The sequence below is a fragment of the Burkholderia sp. IDO3 genome (assembly GCF_003366075.1).
GTDB classification, from domain to species: Bacteria; Pseudomonadota; Gammaproteobacteria; order Burkholderiales; family Burkholderiaceae; genus Burkholderia; species Burkholderia anthina.
Genome location: NZ_CP028963.1, coordinates 1 through 26,322 on the forward strand (window position 1 = coordinate 1; position 26,322 = coordinate 26,322).

The 26,322-nt window shown below is 57.0% G+C and carries 13 protein-coding genes and 3 rRNA genes; 10 read left to right on the forward strand and 6 right to left on the reverse strand.

Annotated elements, in window-relative coordinates; genetic code table 11:
* The 9 genes from dnaA to vsr all read left to right on the forward strand — a co-directional run bounded on the left by dnaA (position 1) and on the right by vsr (position 16,545).
* Entirely contained in the window at positions 1-1,578 is a 1,578-nt protein-coding gene (gene dnaA / locus DCN14_RS14430; RefSeq protein ID WP_115531410.1) for a chromosomal replication initiator protein DnaA, read from the forward strand.
* A 169-nt stretch (positions 1,579-1,747) separates the two neighbouring features.
* Positions 1,748-2,854, forward strand: a complete 1,107-nt coding sequence (gene dnaN / locus DCN14_RS14435) for a DNA polymerase III subunit beta (RefSeq protein ID WP_006750113.1) — start codon at positions 1,748-1,750, stop codon at positions 2,852-2,854.
* 190 nt (positions 2,855-3,044) lie between these two features.
* Positions 3,045-5,519, forward strand: a complete 2,475-nt coding sequence (gyrB, locus tag DCN14_RS14440; RefSeq protein WP_096508985.1) for a DNA topoisomerase (ATP-hydrolyzing) subunit B — start codon at positions 3,045-3,047, stop codon at positions 5,517-5,519.
* A 502-nt stretch (positions 5,520-6,021) separates the two neighbouring features.
* Positions 6,022-8,730, forward strand: a complete 2,709-nt coding sequence (locus DCN14_RS14445) for a sigma-70 family RNA polymerase sigma factor (protein WP_096508984.1) — start codon at positions 6,022-6,024, stop codon at positions 8,728-8,730.
* Positions 8,731-8,765: 35 nt separating this feature from the next.
* A complete protein-coding gene (locus DCN14_RS14450) occupies positions 8,766-10,217 on the forward strand; it encodes an ATP-binding protein (protein ID WP_096508983.1) in 1,452 nt (483 codons plus the stop codon).
* A 26-nt stretch (positions 10,218-10,243) separates the two neighbouring features.
* A complete protein-coding gene (locus tag DCN14_RS14455; RefSeq protein WP_096508982.1) occupies positions 10,244-13,117 on the forward strand; it encodes a Z1 domain-containing protein in 2,874 nt (957 codons plus the stop codon).
* Positions 13,101-14,105: a PD-(D/E)XK motif protein gene (locus DCN14_RS14460; protein ID WP_096508981.1), complete on the forward strand. Its 1,005-nt coding sequence runs from the start codon at positions 13,101-13,103 to the stop codon at positions 14,103-14,105. Before DCN14_RS14455 ends, DCN14_RS14460 begins: the two co-directional genes overlap by 17 nt.
* Positions 14,106-15,881 carry an AIPR family protein gene (locus DCN14_RS14465; protein ID WP_096508980.1) on the forward strand — a complete coding sequence of 592 codons (1,776 nt, stop codon included), beginning with the start codon at positions 14,106-14,108 and terminating at the stop codon, positions 15,879-15,881. It abuts the gene before it with no gap.
* A 163-nt stretch (positions 15,882-16,044) separates the two neighbouring features.
* A complete protein-coding gene (vsr, locus tag DCN14_RS14470; protein WP_096508979.1) occupies positions 16,045-16,545 on the forward strand; it encodes a DNA mismatch endonuclease Vsr in 501 nt (166 codons plus the stop codon).
* Here vsr and DCN14_RS14475 read toward each other — a convergent pair.
* Entirely contained in the window at positions 16,506-18,071 is a 1,566-nt protein-coding gene (locus tag DCN14_RS14475; protein WP_096508978.1) for a DNA cytosine methyltransferase, read from the reverse strand. The two genes, vsr and DCN14_RS14475, sit on opposite strands and share 40 nt — an antisense overlap.
* 306 nt (positions 18,072-18,377) lie before the next feature.
* Here DCN14_RS14475 and DCN14_RS14480 point away from each other — a divergent pair, with 306 nt between their 5' ends.
* Positions 18,378-18,710: a hypothetical protein gene (locus DCN14_RS14480; RefSeq protein WP_096508977.1), complete on the forward strand. Its 333-nt coding sequence runs from the start codon at positions 18,378-18,380 to the stop codon at positions 18,708-18,710.
* A 243-nt stretch (positions 18,711-18,953) separates the two neighbouring features.
* Here DCN14_RS14480 and rrf read toward each other — a convergent pair.
* The 5 genes from rrf to DCN14_RS14505 form a co-directional block, all read right to left on the reverse strand.
* Positions 18,954-19,066 (reverse strand): 5S ribosomal RNA (rrf, locus tag DCN14_RS14485).
* A 151-nt stretch (positions 19,067-19,217) separates the two neighbouring features.
* Positions 19,218-22,099: ribosomal RNA gene (locus DCN14_RS14490) — 23S ribosomal RNA — on the reverse strand.
* A gap of 379 nt (positions 22,100-22,478) precedes the next feature.
* Positions 22,479-24,011: ribosomal RNA gene (locus DCN14_RS14495) — 16S ribosomal RNA — on the reverse strand.
* Together the 16S, 23S and 5S rRNA genes form the textbook arrangement of a ribosomal RNA operon.
* Positions 24,012-24,571: 560 nt before the next feature.
* Complete coding sequence (locus tag DCN14_RS14500) at positions 24,572-25,105, reverse strand: cytochrome b (RefSeq protein WP_096506785.1); 534 nt, start codon at positions 25,103-25,105, stop codon at positions 24,572-24,574.
* Entirely contained in the window at positions 25,102-26,190 is a 1,089-nt protein-coding gene (locus tag DCN14_RS14505; protein WP_096506784.1) for a catalase family peroxidase, read from the reverse strand. Before DCN14_RS14505 ends, DCN14_RS14500 begins: the two co-directional genes overlap by 4 nt.
* Between the last annotated feature and the right edge of the window lie 132 nt (positions 26,191-26,322).

Consider the following 26,322-nt stretch of genomic DNA (forward strand, 5'->3'; position numbering starts at 1 on the left):
ATGAACGATTTCTGGCAACACTGTTCCGCACTGCTGGAGCGCGAGCTAACGCCCCAGCAGTACGTGACGTGGATCAAACCCTTGGCCCCGGTGGCCTTCGATGCGTCGGCGAACACGCTGTCCATCGCCGCGCCGAACCGCTTCAAGCTGGACTGGGTCAAGAGCCAGTTTTCGGGCCGCATCTCCGATCTGGCCCGGGATTTCTGGAATGCGCCGGTCGACGTCCAGTTCGTCCTCGATCCGAAGGCCGGCCTGCGCAGCGCCGCCGCAGGCGCCGCGCCGGCTGCCCCGCGCGCGCCGCTCGCACCGAGCGGCCCCGCCGCCACCGTGGCCGCGATCGCCGCCAACCTGAGCGCGAATGCCGCCGCCGCGCCCAGCGCGCCGGCCGACGTGCCGATGACGCCGTCGGCGGCCGCGGCACATCACCTGAACGCCGACGACGCCGACATCGACCTGCCGAGCCTGCCCGCGCACGAAGCGGCCGCCGGCCGCCGGACCTGGCGTCCGGGCCCCGGTGCCGCGCCCGCTAATGGCGGCGAAGCCGATTCGATGTACGAACGTTCGAAGCTGAACCCCGTGCTCACGTTCGACAACTTCGTGACCGGCAAGGCCAACCAGCTCGCGCGCGCCGCCGCGATCCAGGTCGCGGACAACCCCGGCATTTCGTACAACCCGCTGTTCCTGTACGGCGGCGTCGGCCTCGGCAAGACCCACCTGATCCACGCGATCGGCAACCAGCTGCTGCTCGACAAGGCCGGCGCGCGGATCCGCTACATCCACGCCGAGCAATATGTGTCCGACGTGGTGAAGGCGTACCAGCGCAAGGCGTTCGACGACTTCAAGCGCTACTACCACTCGCTCGACCTGCTGCTGATCGACGATATCCAGTTCTTCTCCGGCAAATCGCGCACGCAAGAGGAATTCTTCTACGCGTTCGAGGCGCTGGTCGCGAACAAGGCGCAGGTGATCATCACCAGCGATACCTATCCGAAGGAGATCTCGGGCATCGACGATCGCCTGATCTCGCGCTTCGACTCGGGCCTCACCGTCGCGATCGAGCCGCCCGAGCTCGAGATGCGCGTCGCGATCCTGATGCGCAAGGCGCAGTCGGAATACGTGAACCTGTCGGAGGACGTCGCGTTCTTCGTCGCGAAGCACCTGCGCTCCAACGTGCGCGAGCTCGAAGGCGCGCTGCGCAAGATCCTCGCGTATTCGAAGTTCCACGGCCGCGAGATCTCGATCGAGCTGACCAAGGAAGCGCTGAAGGATCTGCTGACCGTGCAGAACCGGCAGATTTCGGTCGAGAACATCCAGAAGACCGTCGCCGACTTCTACAACATCAAGGTCGCCGACATGTATTCGAAGAAGCGTCCCGCGAACATCGCGCGGCCGCGGCAGATTGCGATGTACCTCGCGAAGGAGCTCACGCAGAAGAGCCTGCCGGAAATCGGCGAGCTGTTCGGCGGGCGCGATCACACCACCGTGCTGCATGCCGTGCGCAAGATCGCCGACGAGCGCAGCAAGGACGCGCAGCTCAACCACGAGCTGCACGTGCTGGAACAAACGCTGAAGGGTTGAGCGCGCGGGCGCGCTTGATAATTCGGCCTCCGCCCCAATTTAAGGGGGGCGGTTCGGTTTTGAGGCACAATACTGGTTTGACCGCCCCGGTGGTGGCGGGCCAAGAGCCCGGCCGGCGGGGCGCTGCGAGGCTGCTGCGCTGCAGGCCGTTACTCAACGAAGGAACTCTATGCAACTGGTCAAGACCGAACGAGACACACTCCTCAGGCCGCTGCAAACGGTCAGCGGCATCGTCGAACGCCGCCATACGTTGCCGATCCTTGCCAACCTGCTGATCACCAAGAACGGCCCGGACGTTTCATTCCTGTCGACCGACCTGGAGCTGCAGATCACCACGCGCGCCGATTTCGGCGTGGGCGGCGACCAGGTGGCCACCACCGTCGCGGCCCGCAAGCTGCTCGACATCCTGCGCGCGATGCCTGACGGCCAGGTCACGCTGTCGCTCGCCGACAAGCGCCTCACCGTTCAGTCCGGCAAGAGCCGCTTCGCACTGCAAACCCTGGCGGCCGACGAGTTCCCGACCGTCGCGCAGGCCAAGGATTTCGGCGCCACCCTGACCGTCCCGCAGAAGTCGTTCCGCCAGTTGCTCGGCATGGTGCACTTCGCGATGGCGCAGCAGGACATCCGCTACTACCTGAACGGCATGCTGCTCGTCGTCGACGGCGACCAGCTGATGGCCGTGGCCACCGACGGCCACCGCCTCGCGTTCTCGTCGATGAAGCTCGAAGGCGGCACGTTCGGCCGCCAGGAAGTGATCGTCCCGCGCAAGACGATTCTCGAGCTGCAGCGCCTGCTCGAAGATATCGACGACACCGTCACCATCGACATCGCGCAAACCCAGGCCAAGTTCACGTTCGGCCAGGTCGAGCTCGTGTCGAAGCTGGTCGAGGGCAAGTTCCCCGACTTCCAGCGCGTGATTCCGAAGGCGCACAAGAACACGTTCGAGATCGGCCGTGAAGAGCTGCAGCGTTCGCTGCAACGTGCGGCCATCCTGACCTCGGACAAGTTCAAGGGCGTGCGCTGCATCATCGCGCCGGGCCAGCTGAAGATCATGTCGACCAACGCCGATCAGGAAGAGGCGCAGGAAGAACTCGAAATCGCTTATCAGGGCGACACCGTCGACATCGGCTTCAACGTCACGTATCTGCTCGACGTGCTCGCGAACCTGAAGGTCGACACCGTGCAGGTGAGCCTTGGCGACGCCAGCTCGAGCGCGCTGATCACGGTGCCCGAGAACGAAGAGTTCAAGTATGTCGTGATGCCGATGCGCATCTGACGCGTTCGACATCGCGACACACACCAGGGGGCGGCAAGCCCCTTTGGCGTTTTTATGGCGAACCGACAACCCGTCCCTTTGGTGCCTTTTGGCGCCCCGGGCGGGCCAGGAAACTGGAGCGGCCCGGCGATTTCTCGCTGAAACGCACCGCGCCGCCACTTGAGTGGCCTCGCAGAACCGGAAGATATCCATGAGTGAACAGCACAATCCGCAACCCGATAACAGCAGCTACGGCGCCTCGTCGATCCAGATCCTCGAAGGTCTGGAAGCGGTGCGCAAGCGCCCCGGGATGTACATCGGCGACACATCGGACGGCACCGGTCTGCACCACCTCGTGTTCGAGGTGCTCGACAACTCGATCGACGAAGCGCTGGCCGGGTACTGCAACGACATCCACGTGACGATTCACGCCGACAATTCGATTTCCGTGACCGACAACGGCCGCGGGATTCCGACCGACGTGAAGATGAACGACAAGCATGAGCCGAAGCGCAGTGCTGCGGAAATCGTGATGACGGAGCTGCATGCTGGGGGGAAGTTCGACCAGAACAGCTATAAGGTTTCCGGTGGTCTGCACGGCGTGGGGGTTTCGTGCGTGAACGCGCTGTCGAGCTGGCTGCGCCTCACGGTGCGCCGTGATGGCAAGAAGCGGTTCATGGAGTTCCATCGTGGCGTCGCGCAGGATCGCGTGCTCGAGACGGTGGATGGCGTGGAAGTGTCGCCGATGCTCGTGACCGGCGATACCGAGAACCGCGGCACCGAAGTGCACTTCATGGCGGATCCGACGATTTTCGGGACGGTCGAGTATCACTACGACATCCTCGCGAAGCGGATGCGTGAGCTTTCGTTCCTGAACAACGGCGTGCGAATTCGCCTCACCGATCTGCGTTCGGGCAAGGAAGACGATTTCGCGTTCGCCGGCGGTGTGAAGGGCTTCGTCGAGTTCATCAACAAGACGAAGACCAACCTGCACCCGACGGTGTTCTTCGCCAACGGCGAGAAGGATGGCGTGGGCGTGGAAGTCGCGATGCAGTGGAACGACAGCTACAACGAAAACGTGCTGTGCTTCACGAACAACATTCCGCAGCGCGACGGCGGCACCCACCTCACCGGCCTGCGGGCCGCGATGACGCGCGTCATCAACAAGTACATCACCGACAACGAAATCGCGAAGAAGGCGAAGGTCGAGACGACCGGCGACGACATGCGCGAAGGGCTGTCGTGCGTGCTCTCCGTGAAGGTGCCGGAGCCGAAGTTCAGCTCGCAGACGAAGGACAAGCTGGTTTCTTCCGAGGTTCGTGCGCCGGTTGAGGAAGTTGTGGCGAAGGCGCTGGAAGAATTCCTTTTGGAAACGCCGATCGACGCGAAGATCATTTGCGGGAAGATCGTTGAGGCTGCTCGGGCGCGTGATGCCGCGCGGAAGGCGCGTGAGATGACGCGTCGGAAGGGTGTGCTCGATGGCGTTGGTCTGCCGGGCAAGCTCGCGGACTGCCAGGAGAAGGATCCGGCGAAGTGCGAAATCTACATCGTCGAGGGTGACTCGGCAGGTGGGTCAGCGAAGCAAGGGCGTGATCGCAAGTTCCAGGCGATCCTGCCGCTGCGCGGCAAGGTGCTGAACGTCGAGAAGGCACGCTACGACAAGCTGCTGTCGTCGGAACAGATCGTCACGCTCGTGACCGCGCTTGGGTGTGGGATCGGCAAAGAGGATTACAACCTCGAGAAGCTCCGCTATCACCGCATCATCATCATGACCGACGCGGACGTCGACGGTGCGCACATCCGGACGCTGCTGCTCACGTTCCTCTATCGCCAGATGCCGGACATGATCGAGCGCGGGTACGTGTATATCGCGCAACCGCCGCTTTACAAGATCAAAGCGGGTAAGGACGAGCGGTATCTGAAGGATGATGTGGAGCTGAACGCGCACATGCTGCGGTTGGCGCTGCAAGGGTCGGAGCTGGTGCCGGGTGAGAATGCGGCGGCGATTTCCGGCGATGCGCTTGGCGAGCTGGCGCGGTCGTATCTGCTGTCGCAGAGCGTGATCGAGCGGCTGAGCCGGTTGTATGACCCTGCTGCGCTGGAAGCCGTTATGGACGGGGTGGTGATCGACCTCTCCACCGCGGCTTCGACCGAGGCTTCGGCGAAGGCGCTGCATGCTGCGTTGCATGACGAAGCGCTGAAGAACGAAGTGCGGGTGGTGCCTGCGTATGACGCGGTTCGCGAACAGCGGTCGCTGCATGTCGAGCGGACGCATCACGGCAATGTGCGGGTTTCGGTCATCGACCAGGAATTCCAGCACACGGCGGATTATCAGCAGCTCGTGACCACCGCGAATACGTTCAAGGGGCTTATCGGGGAAGGTGCGGTCATCAAGCGCGGTGAGCGCAGCATGGCTGTGGCGGACTTCAAGAGCGCGATGAAGTGGCTGCTGGCGGATGCCGAGCGGAACGTGTCGAAGCAGCGCTATAAGGGGCTCGGTGAGATGAACCCCGGGCAGCTGTGGGAAACGACAATGGATCCGACCGTGCGGCGACTGCTGCGCGTGCAGATCGAAGACGCGATTGCTGCGGATGGGATCTTTACTACCCTCATGGGGGATGATGTCGAGCCGCGGCGGGCGTTTATCGAGTCGAATGCGTTGCGGGCGGGGAATATTGATGTTTGATGCAATCGGAAGCGACGCATCGCGACAGATAGAGAAACTGACAAATGGCGCTGTAATTCGTAAGCACGAACCACGCCACTGGTTTCAAGCCTAGCCAGCCAAACCCTTGTAGCTTCGAAAGGAGCTGCAAGGGTTTTTTTATTAGCGCTCTTGTCGTATATGCCGCTAAGGTGTCGTATTCAAAAAAGCTCAAGAGACTCAATTTCCTGCAATTGCAATCAATACGATAGATCATGATGTCACAGAGTGTCTGACGACCATCAGGAACCGCGCTCGTGACCGACACTTCGACAAGCAATTCTTTTGCTTCGCTTACAATGTCGAATTTGGGGGCTGGGCTCGAAAGTGACCGACGTACCAAAGTCGAATCTATGTTCCAGCAGCAGGCCGTCGCAGTAAGCATGATCTCAGATCGTCAGAGAGCGATGAACGAACAAAGCTTGGGGAATTCGCACGGAAAATCGCTCCGATCGCGTGCGCACATATTGGAGCGGAGCGGGTCATGACCAAGCCCGCACAGGACGCCGTACGGCCAATTGGTCGGTTGTTCAAGATTGCCGTATCGGCAGGCATCGAATCGGCCGTGAAATTGCACATCGGTCGAGGCGACAACCTTGAGTGTCGTGACGAGAAAGGCCTCACTCCGCTAATGATCGCCGCGTCGCGCAACCGGGCAGGTGTTTGCAGATTGCTTATCGCCGCCGGTGCCGATGTATTTGCAACCGACCACGCTGGCCGGAATGCACTTGCTATCGCTAGAGAATTTGATGCCTCATCCGCCGCTGAGATCATAGCTGCGACTCTCGACCACTTAGCGTCCAAGGAGAATCAGGCGGCAAAGGTTTCAACTACCGTAGACGACATCGAACCGTCAGCAATCGCCCTTCGAAACTTGACCACTGGTCACGATCCGGAGCCTCACGCGAATGCGGAAGGTGTGGCTACTGGCTCGTCGCCTGAACAGAAACACCACAAATACACTGACAACACGGAAAGTTCAGCTGCAGAGCACTTTGAAGACACCTCACTACAGAGCAATGTAGTCCCAGAGGAGCAGAGCAAAACGCCGAATCCGAGGGCGGAGGATCACCCACCAGCCATCGAACTGACGTTCGGGGATTGGGAAGCCGTTGTAATGACAGAGCCCCCTCAGGAAGATATCAAGGTGGTCACGGCAGAGGCTGAACGACAGCGGCATATCGACAGTCATATGCCAATCGATCACAGCGCTGGCTGGGATGACTTCGAGGCCTTTTTGCCGGAGCTTGCGAGTCCGCAACCTCGGGTCGGCGACCACGAATTTCGTCAATCGTTACGAAAGCTGCTGCTGCGAGCGCTGCGCGAGGGTAGCGTACCTCGAGTGGCCATCGAGGACGCATTATTCATGCGAGAGGACGGCGAAGATCATAGCCACCGCGTCCAAGCAACGCTCGAACTTATCCTTGACGATCTTGGCGCAGATATTGACGAACGCCTCGAATTCTCATCGGAAATCCCTTGCGATAATTTTGAAGTCTTTGTCGACCCCGTGGAAACCGCCGCCGAAGAAGCCGAAGTCGACGGTGTCATCCTGCATTTCGAGGAATTACTGTCTGATGGCAATGATCCGCTTCGCATGTACTATCGCGCGATTGCCAAGCATTCGCTTCTAACAGCCGAGCAAGAAATCGAACTCGCTCGAAAGATGGAAGAGGCTGCCTCCAATTCTCTCGACGCCTTGGCAATCTGGCCGCTTGGCCTGAAGCATTTTTTCAGCGAGATCAGTAAAGCAAATACAAGCGTATCCAGTCTGTCATCCATCGTAGTGTTGGCAAGCAGCAATACTGATGACACCGATTCAAACGCCGATAGCGATGGAAGCTTCGATATCGAATCAGATTTCGACATCGACCAAGGCGACGACGGCGCGCTAACGAGTATTGAAGGAACAACACCTGTTATCGACGACGTACTTGAAGTCTTCTCCAATATCCGGGCGCTCGTTACGGAATCCCCGCACAGAGAGGCTGCCGAGGTAATTCGGTCCGAACTCGGGCGGCTACGATTCAGGCGCCCCTTCCTGATCGGCCTAGACAAAGTGGCGCTGGTCGACTGTCACCCTTCTGCCTCTGCCTATCGAAGTTCCATCGCACAGCTAGTCCACTGTCGCAACCAAATGGCACAAGCCAACGTACGCTTGGTCATGGACTTGGCTCGTCGCAGGCGACATTCCGGGCTCTCGTTAGAAGATCTCATCCAAGAAGGAAACCTTGGCCTGCTCAAGGCAATTGACCGCTTTGATTGGCGCCGAGGATTCCGATTTTCGACAATGGCGACGTGGTGGATCAAGCAACAGCTCGGTCGCGGAATATGCGACACCGCCCTAACAATCCGACTTCCGGTACACGTCCACGAAAAAGTGTCTCGTAGTAGTTGGGAAATCGAAAGGCAAGAGCGCATGCACGGAAAATCTGCCTCGTTGGCCGAAAAAGCGGCCATCTGCAACATGCCACTCGATAAGTACGAGCTGGTTGCGCGCGCACTTTCCGATCCATTGTCGATTGTCGACGCGAAACAGGAAGGCTGGTTCAAGTCCGAAGATATCGATGAACCGTTTACCAGTCTTGCTGCATCCGAAGAGGCACGATTGGTTGATAACTTGTTAGCAAAACTGAAACCGAATGAGGCCGAGGTGCTACGCTTGCGCTTCGGTATTCAAGTCAATGAGCATAGAACTCTCGAGCAGGTCGGGGAGATCTTCGGAGTGACACGCGAGCGTATTCGTCAGATCGAAGCGAAGGCGATGCGCAAGCTTTTGTCCGCCCCCTACTACGATCCGATCGCGAAGGCTCTCGGTCGAGCATCACTACGGCATCAGACGGCACCTTCCGAAGAGGACCTCCCGATCGGAGACGATACCACCCGAAAAAGCACGACATCAGCTCATTCAAGCCTATCTGAAACACAAAAGAGCAGCGATGTATCGTGTCCAGTCGCTGCGACATCCGCACCGATCTCCAATTCAGTCCCCGACACACCACCTAAATCTCTGCGGAGACTGATCGATCTGGCTCACGAGCTTGGCGTATCAGTTTCACGAGATCCGTCCGGATCAGGTACGGATTTCGTATTCGGTGAGATCGAACAACAGAACACCAAGGCCCGCAAGCTAATCCGGGATTTGCTTGGAATGGGCTACACCTGGCAACCTGGGAAAGGCTATCGACAATGACCAGCATACGACACGCGCCGCCACGAGCAGGCGCGATGCTTGAAGCCTTGCGGGGCATGGGATATTCCACCGGCGCTGCAATTGCAGACATCGTCGACAACAGCGTTGCTGCAGGAGCTACCTGCGTGGACATCGAGTTCTTGTGGAACGGTACCGCCAGTCGCGTGGCCATACTCGATGACGGTCGCGGAATGGACGACGCTGAACTTGAGAGCGCAATGACACTTGGGGACAAAAGTCCTCTCGACTCGCGAGATCCTGACGACCTCGGGCGGTTTGGTATGGGACTCAAGACAGCTTCTTTCTCACAGTGCCGCAGGCTGACCGTCGCAAGTGTAAAGAATGGCTCCCACACTTGTCTTAGGTGGGACCTCGATGAACTCGCACTAAAACCCGAAATCGGATGGGCCCTGCTCGAAGGGCCTGCTCCAGGATCCGATGCTTTCATTGCGAAAATACTCGATCGTTCTCACGGTTGCCTAGTCCTCTGGGAGACGATGGACCGGATCGTAACGAAGGCGTTTTCGCCGGATCACTTTCTTGATCTGCTTGACGAAGTCGAGCAGCACTTGGCCATGGTCTTTCACCGACTCATCGAGGGAGTACGCCCAAAGCTACGACTGACGATCAACTCACGCCCAGTCATCGCTTGGGATCCGTTCATGTCCGGGCATCCTGCAAAGCCATGGGAATCGCCAGTCGCAAAAATGCAGACAGACGCGGGCGTGATCACTGTGCAATGCCACGTACTGCCTCACAAGGATAGGCTCGGGCCCGACGAGTTCGAACGCGACGGCGGCCCCGCAGGCTGGAGCGCGCAGCAGGGATTCTATGTGTATAGAAACGAACGACTTCTTGCTGCTGGAGGCTGGCTAGGACTCGGGCAGGGCCGAGCTTGGAATCGAGAGGAAGCCTATCGTTTGGCGCGCATACGACTGGATATACCCAATACTGCTGACGCAGCTTGGAAGATTGATATCCGAAAATCAACAGCGCGGCCACCTGTGTCGTTGCGACCTTGGCTCACCAAGCTCGCAGAGGATACGCGAGAAAGAGCACGACGCGTTTTTGCCTTCCGGGCGGCCCCGCAAACTCGTTCTGGTTCTCCATCGATCGACCTTGCCTGGAGAGCCGAGCACACCAAGGCCGGCGTGAAATACCGCATCGATGAGAAGCACCCCGCGGTCGCTGCCGTACTTGACACATGTGACGAGAATTTGGAACTCGTGCGAGCAATGCTTCGTGTAATCGAAGAGACAGTACCTGTACAACGCATCTGGCTCGACACGGCCGAGGCGAAAGACACCCCTCGCAGCGGCTTTTCCGGTGAACCCAGCACAGAGGTGCTAAGTGTCTTGTCCGTTTTATTCAGAGACATGGTCCTCCGAAAGAACATGAGTGAGGAGCTCGCTCGAGCGGCTCTGGCTACTACCGAACCGTTCCAGGAATACGCATCTCTAGTCGCGACCTTGCAACTTCAAACCTGAAAGAACGTGCCGACAACGAGGAAATGATGAGCACTTCCGAATCCATTCAGACAAAGATAATTTCGATCGCTCAGATCCTGCTGCGCGACGCGCCGGAAGAAACAACGCGATCGCCCAGCGCAATTTCCGAAAACGTGCGAATAGCGTCCACGATGATGAAGGCTTCGCCCAGCGACTATGACGAAGGAGCTGCGGTCGCCGAACTCATCCGCCGGTTCAGCCACTGGGTACCCAACGACTCGGCGTTGACCGATCCGACCGGTCACGAGGACTGGTTCCAGCCATCAATGAAGAAAGACTGGCGTTATTGGCAGCGCCTGCAGCGTTACCTGGAGCGCTCCCTTGCGGTGAATGTCGTCGAGGCACTCGACCGCTCAACTGACGGAATCATGGCGCAACTCGAAGATCCCAAGCGAGACGCACCATGGGATCGCCGAGGGTTGGTCGTGGGTCATGTTCAATCCGGCAAGACCAGTAGCTATTCGGCTCTCATCTGCAAGGCAGCGGATGCAGGTTACAAAATCATCGTTGTCCTCGCCGGCATGCACAACAACCTGCGATCCCAAACCCAGATGCGTCTTGAGGAAGCGTTCTTAGGGTATGAGACTGCGCCGAATCGCGACCCAGGTAACCCCATCGGCGTCTTCTTTGAAGACCGGGATCCGAATATTCATCCAAATTGCGCCACTTCGCGCGATGAGAAGGGGGACTTTAACGGGGCAGCAGCAAAGAAATTTTCCGTCTCCCCGGAACAGCGACCTTGGCTATTCGTTGTCAAGAAGAACAAATCGGTGCTTGAGAAATTGCTCAAATGGATGCGTAGCAACCATGTCGCAAATGCGACCGACCCGAAAACTGGGCGACGAGTTTCGACGAATCTCCCATTGCTCGTAATCGACGACGAAGCTGATAACGCTTCTATCGATACGGGGGAGCAAGAGTTCGACGAGAACGGTACTCCTGATCCAGAGCATGAACCGAAAGCGATCAATAGCCTCATCCGGCAGATACTTGATACTTTCGCGAAATCCGCATACGTCGGATATACGGCTACGCCGTTCGCCAACGTATTCATCCACCGCCGAGGTAAAACGAACGACGAAGGCGAGGATCTCTTTCCTCGCTCGTTCATTCGCAACCTAGCTGCGCCATCGAATTACGTGGGGCCTACCCGCGTCTTCGGCATAACTGGCCCTGATGGCATGCGAACTGGAGGACTTCCATTGGTACATGAGTTCGATGACCATACGAATATCGAAGGTGGTGGATGGATGCCTAGAAAACACAATAAAGACCATATACCAATGCATGGTGGCGAGGACACCTTGCCACCATCACTGCGCGAGGCGATCTACTCATTCCTGCTCGCATGCGCGGCTCGCGCGTGTCGCGGCCAGAAGACGAAGCATTGTTCGATGCTGGTCCACGTTACACGACTCACACTCGTGCAAAATCAGGTACGACGGCAGATTGATGAATTTGTAAAACGAATCTCACAGCGCCTGGCACGCAAAGTCGATGCTGACGAACTTCTTGCCGAGCTTCATGATCTCTGGGAATCCGACTTCGTTTCGACCCATGACACGATCCAAGAAGCACTGACGGATGGTGATCGGCCAGCGGCACTACCCTCGTGGGATGAAATCGCCTCAGCTCTTCCTGATGCCGCTACCGATATTGTCGTTAAAACGATTAATGGCTCTGTCAAGGATGCACTTGACTATGTCGAAAAGGAAACCACCGGCTTAAAGGTAATTGCCATTGGAGGGGACAAACTCGCGCGCGGTCTGACGCTGGAAGGTCTCACGACCAGCTACTTCGTTCGAACCACGAAAATGTACGATACGCTCATGCAGATGGGCCGCTGGTTCGGATACCGGCCGGGCTATCTCGATCTTTGCCGACTATATACAACCAGTGATCTGATTCAGAGCTTTGGCCTGATCGCCGATGCGGCCGAGGAGCTGCGTCAGGAATTTGACGCAATGGTAGCCGTGGGCGCCACTCCGGACAAATATGGCCTCAAGGTAGCATCACACCCCAGCCTGTTAGTGACGTCGCCGATGAAAATGAGAACTGCGCAGACAGTGCGGCTCTCGTATAGTGGGTCTCTCACGCAAACCATCGCGTTCCCAGGAAGCACGGAATCGCTTCAGGGCAACCTCGATGCAGCCGACCGCCTTATCGCGAGTATGGGATCCCCCACTGCATCGAAGCTAGAGCAAGAGCGTCCAGACAAGCTTGATGATTGGCCGAATTCCTTGTTATGGAGAAACGTCTCCTCTGACAAGATCAAGGCATTCCTACGGGCCTATTCGGCGGCGCCTGGCATTGAGCGTGCGAATGGAGCAGTAATGGCGGAATTTGTCGACGAGATGAATAAGAAGTGCGAGCTGGATCTCTGGACGGTAGCGCTCGTTGCTGAGGGTAAAGACAACGAAGGGGTTGGGCCGTCTCACACCTTTGCTAAACGCTTTACAGTGACCGCCATGCCGACTCGCTCGAAAAAAAAGGGGAATGCCAAAGGTTATTCGATTGGCGTTCTGACCGAATCGCACGATGAAGGAATCGACGTTGGAATTGATGAGTGGAACGCTGCTCTCGACGCTACCATCGATGCTTGGAAGAGAGATGGAAGCAAGGGGCGACCCGAACCGTTGCGCCCGAGTGGACGCTCGCTACGTGACCTCCGAGCTGCCGATCGACATGGTGCAAACCATCGCGGGCTGCTGCTGCTTTACCCGCTTTCACCGGTCAACCGCGACAGGCAGAACATAAATGGATGGGACAAACCAATCATCGGATTTGCGGCGAGCTTCCCCTCAAGTGACCAGGAGGTGTCGGTCGAATACAAGGTCGACCACTTGCTGTGGGAGGAGCAATATGGCTCCGCCGAGTAATCAGCTTACGCTCGCATGGAGTTCACTAGCGGTATCTGACGACACTACCGACGGTTGGCGCAGCATCGAGATATCACCACCTGGGACCGCATTGGTTCGAGCAGGTCGTCGCTTCCCGATTGGAACGGAGGCGATCCTTGTGCAGTTTTCCACTTCCTCACTCCCGGTGACTGTCAAGCTGCCGGAAGGCGGTGGCTTCCTCGTCGAACGCACGTCGTTTATCGACGGTGTCACCTGGATTGCTTTGACGCGGCGTGAGGCCGCCAGCCCAGAGTTGTTTGCAGCCATGGCAAGCGATATAGCAACGGCCCTTTCTGCTTGTCCAGCTTCCGACGAAGCCAAGTCACTCGCGACGCTTCTTGGTCGGGTGCGTGCGTGGCAGGAATTCATGCGCAGAGGTGGTGAACCTCTGTGCGCCGAAGCCGAACTTGGCCTCTTTGGCGAACTTTCGCTATTACGCACGATGTTTGATGAGGGCATCGACCCTAGCGTCGCTTGCGAGGCATGGCGCGGCCCGCTTGGTGGTCTGCGTGATTTCGAGCTCGGCACTGGCGCTGTCGAAGTCAAAAGCACGCTGTCGTCAATAGGGTTTCACGCACGTGTGGGGAGCCTTGAGCAACTGGACGATACCGAGCGCCAACCACTGTTCGTCGCAGCCATAAGGCTTCGCCAGACGCAAAGTGGTCGAACTTTGCCAGAGGCAGTAGAGATGGCGCGCGACATCATTGCGGGAGATTCCGTTGCCGAACGGTTGCTGTCGGAGCGGATCATCGCATCCGGTTACCGCGACGAGCACGCCGACAGCTACGTGCGTAAATTCGAAGTTGCAGAAACTCGAGTCCTGCTCGTTGGACCAGGATTTCCGCGCTTGACACCACATTTAATGCCTGACGGCGTGGTGCGCGCTTCATATGAAATCGACATCGACAAAGCGACCGCAGAAGTGTTTGACTTACACCGCGCGCTTGTAGAAATGAAGGGAATCTAAATGGAACTTATCGACTTCTTGCACGAGACACAGTCTGAAGTGCGTGCTCAAATCGAGGGCGACCAGCCATTTCCGGAGAGCGCCTTCACCGAAATCGTGATGCAGCACATGGCCGACATCGGAATGACTGACGAGCCGCAACCGACGCACTTTTCCCGAAAGGTTGGCAACGCGAATGTGCGTCTGAGCGGCTACTCGATTTCCGACGAACAGGAACAGCTCGATCTGTTCGTGAGTCTTTATGAGGGAGTCGATGAACTCACGTCTGTCCCGGACTCGGAAACCAAGACGGCTGTAGAGCAATGCCTCCGATTCCTCCAGCTTTGCGCTGAAGGTAAGCTCGCCAGTAAGCTTGATCAATCCGACGAGATTCGTATTCTGGCCGAGTTGATTCGAGGCCTTTATGATGAGCTGGAGCAGATCCGTATCTACGTCCTGACAGATCGAGTCGCGAAAACTTTGCAGTTCAAGCCTCGAGAAATCGGCGGCAAAACCGTGCATCTAGAAGTCATGGATATTGCACGGTTGCATCGTCACTGGTCCGAAGGCAAACCGCGCGATGAATTGATCGTCGACTTCAACGACGTTTGCGGCAGTCCACTACCATGCGTCTTCGTACCCGGAAACGGCGAGGACTACGATTATGCATTGACCGCTGTACCCGGAGAAGCACTGCGTCTCCTCTATGAAAAGTATGGAGCACGACTTCTTGAGGCCAACGTACGTTCATTCCTCAGCGTAAAGGCAAAAGGTGTCAATGCCGGCATTCAGAATACGCTGAGGACAACACCGAGTCGGTTCATGGCATACAACAATGGGATTGTGGTTGTTGCCGACGAAATGAGAGTTGGCGACGCGGGCGGCGGCGCCGCGGGCATTGCCTGGCTCAAAGGCCTCCAAGTAGTCAACGGCGGTCAGACTACCGCCTCGATCTATTTTGCCAAACGCAAGTACCCTGACACGGATCTTTCCCGTGTGCGAGTCCCGGCAAAGATCATCGTCATGAAAACGCAAGACGCCGTGAAAGAGGAAGCACTGGTCGCGGACATCTCTCGATTCGCGAACAGTCAGAACGCAGTAAAGCAATCCGACCTGTCTGCAAACAAGCCATTCCATGTCCAGGTCGAACGCCTGTCGCTGAGCGTTTATTGCCCTGACGGACGCAGTCGATGGTTCTATGAACGCGCTGCAGGCAGTTACAGCACCATGCTAGTTCGCGAGGGAACAACTGCCGCAAAACTGCGGGATCTCAAAGAGACAATGCCGCCGGCACGGCGCATTACGAAAACCGATTTGGCCAAATACCTCAACGCATGGGAAAAGCGACCGGACATCGTAAGCCGCGGCTCACAGAAGAACTTCGAACAGTTCATGGCCAGTTTGTCTGGGTCAGAAGGGTCCGAAACACCTTTGCCGGATGTACCCGAATACAAACAAATGATTGCAAAGGCGAAGCTGTTCAGGGACACGCAGAAGATGATGCGATCGATGTTTCCTGCATTTCAGGCCAATATTGCAGCTTATACGTTCTCGTTATTGGCCGATCGACTCGGCGACCGCATTGATCTTGATCGCGTTTGGGCGGCACAGGGGGGGTCGAAGCAGTTGATGGATCAGATCGCTCGCTGGGCGCGCGAGGTTGACGAGGTTCTGAACCGGACGGCGAGTGGCAAAATGGTTTCGGAGTGGGCAAAAAGACCTGAGTGCAAAGATGCTGTTTTCTCCGCGACCTACTCGACGCCCGACGAGTCGATTCCGGAACTCAAGCGAAGTTAATCGGTAATTCATGCTAGGCCTGAACAGCGGGACGAGAGAGTCCTGCTGGCCGAAGCAAAATAATGGCCGAACAGGCTGTGAGGCTAATGTTCCAGAAAATCGCCCGAATAGCGCATCAGTCGACAAAGGCTTCTTCGATATGCGCCACTCAAGGAGCAATCGCATGATCGACGTTGTCGATCCGACGAAACGCAGTCAGATGATGTCGGGGATACGAGCGAGAAACACCAAGCCTGAGCTGGTGGTTCGTCAAATGCTGCATGCCGCCGGTTTCCGTTACCGACTTCATCGAAGAGATTTGCCAGGCACCCCCGATCTTGTGCTCCCCAAACATCGTACAGCGATCATGGTTCATGGCTGCTTCTGGCACGTTCACGAGGGATGCAGATTTGCCACCACCCCTGCCTCGAACAGCGAATTCTGGCGCGAGAAGCTCACAAGGAATCGAGAGAGAGATCGTCGACAGCTTGAGGCCTTGCAGGCCCTCGGATGGCGCGTACTGGTTGTTTGGGAATGTTCAACGAGAACTGGTGAACTCCGAGATCATCTTCAACAGGAATTGATCCGATGGCTTAACAGTAACGAGGAGTTCGGAGAACTTCCCGTTGCTCCAACTGATCCCCTTCAAGGCTCGGCAAAGAGATCCCGTGCCAGCCGCTGCTGAACGGCAGCTCGCTTGGGCAGTTGCAAGAAGCTTGCGACTGATTCGCCCAGTTGCTTCGCCAGAAACGGCGGTACCGCATTGCCGACCTGGTGATACTGCTGCGTGCGGGTTCCTTCGAAAAAATAATTGTCCGGGAACGTCTGAAGGCGCGCCGCCTCGCGGACGGTAAGACTGCGACACTGCGACGGATCGTGGTGAATGTAGTAGTGCCCGTCTTTGGAAATATGCGACACGATCGTGGTTGATGGCGCACCGGAAATCTGCACTCTGAATCGATCGTCAAACGGCACATTCTCATCATCCACGTTACGATGATTCGGCAACAGTCCGGGAGGAAACATGTTCAGTTTGGGAGAGTACAGATATTCCTTTGCATAACACGAAGCAAACAGGTATCGATGCAAGTCGGAAACCATGTGGCCACGTGACTCGTGCTGGCAAACACCACCGATGCGGCCATCATGTATCCATGAAGCAAGGTTATCCGCAAGCCCCCGCGGTGCCCGCATGTCCCGTGGGATGAATCGCCCACCAACGCTGCTGAGGCGTTGAGCTTGATTTGCCGCGTCCGTCATCAGACTTTCGATATTTGTACGGACAGGCGATCTCCAGCCTTTGAGACCGGACTTTGCAGTCTTGAGCGCGCGAAGCCAAGCTTCAGCAGAGTCTGCCTCCTTCGAGAGTTTGCTGCGCAACCTAGGGAGACCAGCGAGTGTATCGCGCACACTCACACGATCCTGACGACGGTCGAGCAAGTTGTGAGTCTGACCTGCCCGATCGGCGCGAACACCCAGCAGAATCACGCGATGGCGCATCTGAGGAACGCCAAAATCCTCGGCCCTGATGATGTATTCCTCGGGAGCCAGTCCGCCCGGACGCGACGCAGTCACGAATGAACGAATATCGTAATGAACTCCAGGAGCCGGCTCGGAAAGATCGTCGTAAATACGTTCAAAGATGCGTTGACCATTGTGCGTGGACGTGAGCATTCCTTTCACGTTTTCCATTACGAAAACTGCCGGCTGAAAGTCGCGAATGATCCGCAGATACTCTCTGTAAAGGAAGTGCTTGGGATCGCTTTCGAACTCCGGATCAACGTTGCGACGGCGCGATCTGCCCGCGAGCGAATATGCCTGACAAGGCGGACCACCTATGAGTACCCAGTCGTCGTGTCCATTGATCGCTCTTCTAATAAGCGAGTCAATCTCCGCCTCCGGGGTCACGCCCAGTTCGATACAGTGTGCTTCTTGCGTAGCTAACTCCAGTGCATGCGCAACAGCTCGATCGTTGAAGAGGGTCGCTCGATCGATGTCGCCTCGAACATAGTCGTAGTACACATCCGGAATTTCTTCGCGCGCCAAAGCACGGTACAACGCCCGTAGCATCAGGGTCTGATGAGCTACGGCGTCTTTTTCGATCGATACTTGAATGTCGAACACGCGATTCCCGTCGGCATCACGCACGGCGGAAAAGCCCTCACCCAGACCTCCTGGGCCGGCGAACAGGTCTACAACGGGAATGGTCATTTTGCTTGCTAAAAGTGAATCCTGAAACGTGCCGAAACTTTACCAGGTACGGGTCGAACAGTCTCCTGTTTGTTGGCGCTTGGCGCCAGTCAGGAGAATACGAACAGACGCTCGTCAACACAGAACCATTGTCTGACAACCCCGTCCCATCCGGCTCTATGCCGTTCGGCTATTCCGAGCGCCCCCTACGGTTTCGAAGCATAAGATCCAGTAGACTCAATACGTAGCACCGCAAAAAGCGCGGGCCGCATGGGCTGCCACCCATACGACCCGCTGACCACAACCAACTCATTACCGGAGTCGGAAATGGCTAACGCCTATAGTAAGTCACGTCCCAAGAAGCTCAAACAGTATCCCGAGGTTGAGCTGACCCTCGGCAACAAGCCTGACCTTCCTCAGGATGGCCAACCGTACATGCCATGGATGCGCGCGATCGACGCACATTTCGAGATGTTCGAACTCAAGCCCGGTGATCGCGTCTATCTTCGGTTCAACTTTGATTCCCGAAGGGTCATCATCACGCCCGACTACAACGCGCTGAACTGGCGAGAGCAGCCCTATGGTGCTGCTGCCCAAGAAGAGGAAAAGGATCAGGAATACGCGGCGCAGGCCCCTTTGCGCCGCTCTGTTGCCTGGTGATGGCTCGGCGTGAAGGACTTCGGCACGCGCCTTGATGCAAATGATCCGCAGCGGCGCTGCAAGCAACTTCAACAATCGTCACAACAGACGAAAAGTTGCGCTCCGCTCTCTCGGCATTCGACGGTATCGCAAGCATCAGCGCATGCAGCACGACAAGCATCCATGCCGAGTACTCCACCTGCATTTCCGTCGCGCCAATGCAAAAACCCCCGCCTGTTCGGGCGGGGGTTCTCGGCTTAGGGAGCCTGACGATTACCTACTTTCACACGGGTATCCGCACTATCATCGGCGTAGAGTCGTTTCACGGTCCTGTTCGGGATGGGAAGGGGTGGGACCGACTCGCTATGGTCATCAGGCAAAGAGGGTTGCCGCGCTGCTTCGCAACGCGACCAATCCTGGAAGAAGCAGTAATCTTGGTTGTGTGTATCACACACGAGCATCCAACCTGTCGCCTGGATCCTGCTCAGTGCCTTCGCACCGCGCCGATCTACAAGGCAGACTTGTTATAGGATCAAGCCTTACGGGCAATTAGTATCAGTTAGCTGAACGCATTACTGCGCTTACACACCTGACCTATCAACGTCCTGGTCTCGAACGACCCTTCAAGGGGATCTAGTCCCCAGGGATATCTCATCTTAAGGCGAGTTTCCCGCTTAGATGCTTTCAGCGGTTATCTCTTCCGAACATAGCTACCCGGCGATGCCACTGGCGTGACAACCGGTACACCAGAGGTTCGTCCACTCCGGTCCTCTCGTACTAGGAGCAGCCCCCTTCAAATATCCAACGCCCACGGCAGATAGGGACCAAACTGTCTCACGACGTTTTAAACCCAGCTCACGTACCTCTTTAAATGGCGAACAGCCATACCCTTGGGACCGGCTACAGCCCCAGGATGAGATGAGCCGACATCGAGGTGCCAAACACCGCCGTCGATATGAACTCTTGGGCGGTATCAGCCTGTTATCCCCAGAGTACCTTTTATCCGTTGAGCGATGGCCCTTCCATACAGAACCACCGGATCACTATGACCTGCTTTCGCACCTGCTCGACTTGTCGGTCTCGCAGTTAAGCACGCTTATGCCATTGCACTATCAGCACGATTTCCGACCGTACCTAGCGTACCTTCGTACTCCTCCGTTACGCTTTGGGAGGAGACCGCCCCAGTCAAACTGCCTACCATGCACTGTCCCCGACCCGGATCACGGGCCAAGGTTAGAACCTCAAACAAACCAGGGTGGTATTTCAAGGACGGCTCCACCGAAACTAGCGTTCCGGTTTCATAGCCTCCCACCTATCCTACACAGATCGGTTCAAAGTCCAATGCAAAGCTACAGTAAAGGTTCATGGGGTCTTTCCGTCTAGCCGCGGGTAGATTGCATCATCACAAACACTTCAACTTCGCTGAGTCTCGGGAGGAGACAGTGTGGCCATCGTTACGCCATTCGTGCAGGTCGGAACTTACCCGACAAGGAATTTCGCTACCTTAGGACCGTTATAGTTACGGCCGCCGTTTACCGGGACTTCAATCAAGAGCTTGCACCCCATCATTTAATCTTCCGGCACCGGGCAGGCGTCACACCCTATACGTCCACTTTCGTGTTTGCAGAGTGCTGTGTTTTTATTAAACAGTCGCAGCCACCAGTTTATTGCAACCCCTTCACCCTCTGCGCGCAGGCGCATCAAGCTACAAGGGCGTACCTTATCCCGAAGTTACGGTACCAATTTGCCGAGTTCCTTCTCCCGAGTTCTCTCAAGCGCCTTAGAATACTCATCTCGCCCACCTGTGTCGGTTTGCGGTACGGTCATCGTTAGACTGAAGCTTAGAGGCTTTTCTTGGAACCACTTCCAATTGCTTCGCTCCCTAAGGAGCTCGCGCCACACCCTTGAATCCTGCGCCCGGATTTGCCTAAGCGCCTTCTCCAATGCAGCGACCGGGACTTCCAACACCCGGACAACCTTCCGCGATCCGTCCCCCCATCGCATCTAACAATGGTGCAGGAATATTGACCTGCTTCCCATCAGCTACGCATTTCTGCCTCGCCTTAGGGGCCGACTCACCCTACGCCGATGAACGTTGCGTAGGAAACCTTGGGCTTACGGCGAGGGGGCCTTTCACCCCCTTTATCGCTACTCATGTCAGCATTCGCACTTCTGATACCTCCAGCATCCCTTCCGAGACACCTTCGCAGGCTTACAGAACGCTCTCCTACCATGCGAGACTAGCTCGCATCCGCAGCTTCGGTATATAGCTTAGCCCCGTTACATCTTCCGCGCAGGACGACTCGATCAGTGAGCTATTACGCTTTCTTTAAAGGGTGGCTGCTTCTAAGCCAACCTCCTGACTGTTTTAGCCTTCCCACTTCGTTTCCCACTTAGCTATATTTGGGGACCTTAGCTGGCGGTCTGGGTTGTTTCCCTCTTGACACCGGACGTTAGCACCCGATGTCTGTCTCCCGTGATTGCACTCTTCGGTATTCGGAGTTTGCTATGGCGGGGTAATCTGCAATAGACCCCCCAACCATGACAGTGCTCTACCCCCGAAGGTGAGACACGAGGCACTACCTAAATAGTTTTCGGAGAGAACCAGCTATTTCCAAGTTTGTTTAGCCTTTCACCCCTATCCACAGCTCATCCCCTAACTTTTCAACGTTAGTGGGTTCGGACCTCCAGTACGTGTTACCGCACCTTCATCCTGGCCATGGATAGATCACTTGGTTTCGGGTCTACGCCCAGCAACTGAACGCCCTATTCGGACTCGCTTTCGCTACGCCTGCCCTATACGGTTAAGCTTGCTACTGAACGTAAGTCGCTGACCCATTATACAAAAGGTACGCCGTCACCCCTTGCGAGGCTCCGACTGTTTGTATGCATGCGGTTTCAGGATCTATTTCACTCCCCTCCCGGGGTTCTTTTCGCCTTTCCCTCACGGTACTGGTTCACTATCGGTCGATCACGAGTATTTAGCCTTGGAGGATGGTCCCCCCATCTTCAGACAGGATTTCACGTGTCCCGCCCTACTTGTCGCACACCTAGTTCTTTCATACTGCTTTCGCCTACAGGGCTATCACCTGCTATGGCCGCACTTTCCAGAGCGTTCGGCTAACAATACAAATAAAGAGTGCAAGGCTCATCCCATTTCGCTCGCCACTACTTTGGGAATCTCGGTTGATTTCTTTTCCTGCGGTTACTTAGATGTTTCAGTTCACCGCGTTCGCTTCGCATAGCCTATGTATTCAGCTATGGATACTCCAAAAGGAGTGGGTTTCCCCATTCGGACATCTACGGATCAAAGCTCGTTTGCCAGCTCCCCGTAGCTTTTCGCAGGCTACCGCGTCCTTCATCGCCTGTGATCGCCAAGGCATCCACCACATGCACTTGTTCGCTTGACCCTATAACGAGTCTGTCTCGTTACAGGTTGAGTTCTCGCGTTGTGCCGTATTCCAATTGAGCCGAACATTAAGTTCGAATCATCTTGAGATACATCGATACAATCACAACCCGGATAGTTTCCACGTCCATCTCATGACGCTTCCGCTATCCAAATTACTTGCTTCTTCCAGATTGTTAAAGAACGACAGCCGATACTTTCGTACCGCTCTGACTGGCTCAATCGCCAATGAGAAAAACTCGAACCAAACTTCATTCGAATGTTTGTCATTGAAGATTATTGAAAGCGGCCGGCATCATAACCGGTTTAACCGCAGACAGCTAGTCTGTCTTTATCAACAGCCGATAAGCGTGAGCGCTCAACTTAGCGAGAAGCTCTGGAAAGGAGGTGATCCAGCCGCACCTTCCGATACGGCTACCTTGTTACGACTTCACCCCAGTCATGAATCCTACCGTGGTGACCGTCCTCCTTGCGGTTAGACTAGCCACTTCTGGTAAAACCCACTCCCATGGTGTGACGGGCGGTGTGTACAAGACCCGGGAACGTATTCACCGCGGCATGCTGATCCGCGATTACTAGCGATTCCAGCTTCATGCACTCGAGTTGCAGAGTGCAATCCGGACTACGATCGGTTTTCTGGGATTAGCTCCCCCTCGCGGGTTGGCAACCCTCTGTTCCGACCATTGTATGACGTGTGAAGCCCTACCCATAAGGGCCATGAGGACTTGACGTCATCCCCACCTTCCTCCGGTTTGTCACCGGCAGTCTCCTTAGAGTGCTCTTGCGTAGCAACTAAGGACAAGGGTTGCGCTCGTTGCGGGACTTAACCCAACATCTCACGACACGAGCTGACGACAGCCATGCAGCACCTGTGCGCCGGTTCTCTTTCGAGCACTCCCGCCTCTCAGCAGGATTCCGACCATGTCAAGGGTAGGTAAGGTTTTTCGCGTTGCATCGAATTAATCCACATCATCCACCGCTTGTGCGGGTCCCCGTCAATTCCTTTGAGTTTTAATCTTGCGACCGTACTCCCCAGGCGGTCAACTTCACGCGTTAGCTACGTTACTAAGGAAATGAATCCCCAACAACTAGTTGACATCGTTTAGGGCGTGGACTACCAGGGTATCTAATCCTGTTTGCTCCCCACGCTTTCGTGCATGAGCGTCAGTATTGGCCCAGGGGGCTGCCTTCGCCATCGGTATTCCTCCACATCTCTACGCATTTCACTGCTACACGTGGAATTCTACCCCCCTCTGCCATACTCTAGCCTGCCAGTCACCAATGCAGTTCCCAGGTTGAGCCCGGGGATTTCACATCGGTCTTAGCAAACCGCCTGCGCACGCTTTACGCCCAGTAATTCCGATTAACGCTTGCACCCTACGTATTACCGCGGCTGCTGGCACGTAGTTAGCCGGTGCTTATTCTTCCGGTACCGTCATCCCCCGACCGTATTAGGGCCAAGGATTTCTTTCCGGACAAAAGTGCTTTACAACCCGAAGGCCTTCTTCACACACGCGGCATTGCTGGATCAGGCTTTCGCCCATTGTCCAAAATTCCCCACTGCTGCCTCCCGTAGGAGTCTGGGCCGTGTCTCAGTCCCAGTGTGGCTGGTCGTCCTCTCAGACCAGCTACTGATCGTCGCCTTGGTAGGCCTTTACCCCACCAACTAGCTAATCAGCCATCGGCCAACCCTATAGCGCGAGGCCCGAAGGTCCCCCGCTTTCATCCAAAGATCGTATGCGGTATTAATCCGGCTTTCGCCGGGCTATCCCCCACTACAGGACATGTTCCGATGTATTACTCACCCGTTCGCCACTCGCCACCAGGTGCAAGCACCCGTGCTGCCGTTCGACTTGCATGTGTAAGGCATGCCGCCAGCGTTCAATCTGAGCCAGGATCAAACTCTTCAGTTCAAACCTGTTACTGTTTTCGGTTCTTTCGAACCGGTCGCTCACTCAAAGCTGACAGGAATATGAATTGCTTCATAAACCTGACTTACTTTAGTGTGAGACTCTTGATACTTTCGCTATCTGATCCGAGGATCAGTTCGCGTCCATCAAGCGCCCACACTTATCGGCTGTTAATTTTTAAAGAGCGTGACTGCGAGAAATCTTTCTTTCTCGGCAGCGCTGCGTTTTCAGCAGCAGAGAAGCGAGATTATGAACCGCTTTTTTCAGATCGTCAACAACATTTTTAACTGCTTCGTCGCGACGGCTGGGGGTTCCACTCCGTGTGCGCTAAGGCTCGACAGCAACCTCGACCGCACCGCTTCCCTTCCTTCTTCCCCCGCGCTGTGTTTCCGTTAGCGCGAAAGAGGCGTGATTCTAAGCACCCACCCTCATCTCCGCAAGCCCCTTTGTGAAAATATTTTGACAAGGGGTGCAGGGAGCTCAGCTGAGCCGCCCCTAGTAATAGAAGCGATACGGCAGAAGCGCCCTCGGTAGTCCGCGAGCAGCTCCGCCGCATCCAGCGCTCACCGCCCCACCATCGCCCTCACCACACCATCCCGCCGGATCAACCCGTGATATAGCGCAGCAGCAAAGTGCGCGAGGAACGTCACGAAGAACAGGTAGGCCAGCACCCGATGCGTGACCCGAAGCCAGGCAAACGTCACCGGATCAGCCGAAACCAGCGCCGGCAACTGCACGCCGCCACCCAAGGTCACCGGATACCCGCCCGCCGACAGCATCGCCCATCCGATCAGCGGCATCGCGAGCATCAGCGCATACAAGAGGAGATGCGACCCATGCGCGGCGGCCTTCTGCCACCCCGGCAGATCCGCGGGCAACGCCGGCGGCTTCGACACGAACCGCACCACGATCCGCACACACACCAGCACCAGCACGGCGATCCCCAACGGCTTATGTAAAGCCACCAGGAAATCGTGTCGCTCGGAAACCGACGCCACCATCCCCACCCCGATAAATAGCATCGCGACGATCATCGCGGCCATCACCCAATGCAGCAGCCTCGCCGGCAAGCTAAACGTCGTAGAAGCTCTCATCATCGTCCCTCCGCACTCAATCGCGCCGCGCCAGCCACGCCGGCCTCTTCACTCGTCCTGCGCAGATACGAATCCGCATACGCCGCCGACCGCGCCGCCAGCAACGGATCCCCCGACACCTGAATCCCCTGCGGCAGCACCGTCGGGTCGTAATTCACGTCGCGGCATGGACCACTGTCCTGCGGCTCCACGCGATCGAGCACGAGCGTCCCCGCATCGATCGTCGTCCGCTGCGCGGGCCAGGTCTTCGTCGCGTCGTCCACCGGGTCGCCAGGCTCGGCCAAAGTGACGAGCAGCTTCCACTTCTGCGCACCGTCCCCGATGCGCCGCGTCAGGTCCTGCTGCAACACGTTCGGATCGGCGGCCGTCGCGACGTCCCCGGCACCGGCCGTCTGCTCCGGCACGACACGCCATCTCACCGCCTGGCGCTTGCCCGCCGCGTCGACGAAGTAAAACGCGTTCAGCCCGTAATAGCTTTCGGTGACGTAGCTCGCGCTCGGCTTCGCACCCTTCACCCATTTGAGGAAGGCGGCCGTCTCCGGGTGCGCGCCGAAAAATGCCTTCACCTTTGCCGGATCGGGCTTGCCCGTCGCCGGATCCGGCCGGGTCGCAAGCAGCTGCGCGTAGAACGCCTTCGGCGTCGCCACCGGAAACACCGGCATCGCGTTCATCCCGGTCCGCCACTGCTGGCCATCGGGCGCGGTGAGCTTCAGCGCCAGGCTGCGAATCGGCACGCTGCTGTCGGGCGCATAGGGATTGCCGCCCGGCAGCGCGAAGCGGCCGACTACCGGCGTGCGCACCGCCTTGAAGAACGGCGCGACCGAATACGCGCTCGCGGCGCCGCTGCCTTCGAAGTAACCGGTCACGCACACGCCCTTCGCGTGATTGCGCCGAAAGCCCGGATGCACGCCGCCGGCCGTCTGCAGCGCGTCGACGAGCCGGTGCGGGGTCAGACGCGCCGGCGCGAGCCAGCCGCCGACGTACCCGAACGCGACGGCCACGCCGGCCACCGCGCCGCCGATCACGGCCCAGCGCCACCACTCGCGGCCAGGCTCGCGCGGCGGCGAAGAAGAGGATGATTGCTTCATGGATGCACTCCCGATCGTCAGATCATTGTCGAACGGGCGTAGGACGCCAGCCGCGCCGCTTTATTCCATGAAGAAATTTTTCGTATGCTGACGGAATAAACGGTGCCGACCGGCGTCCTACGCGGCATCTCC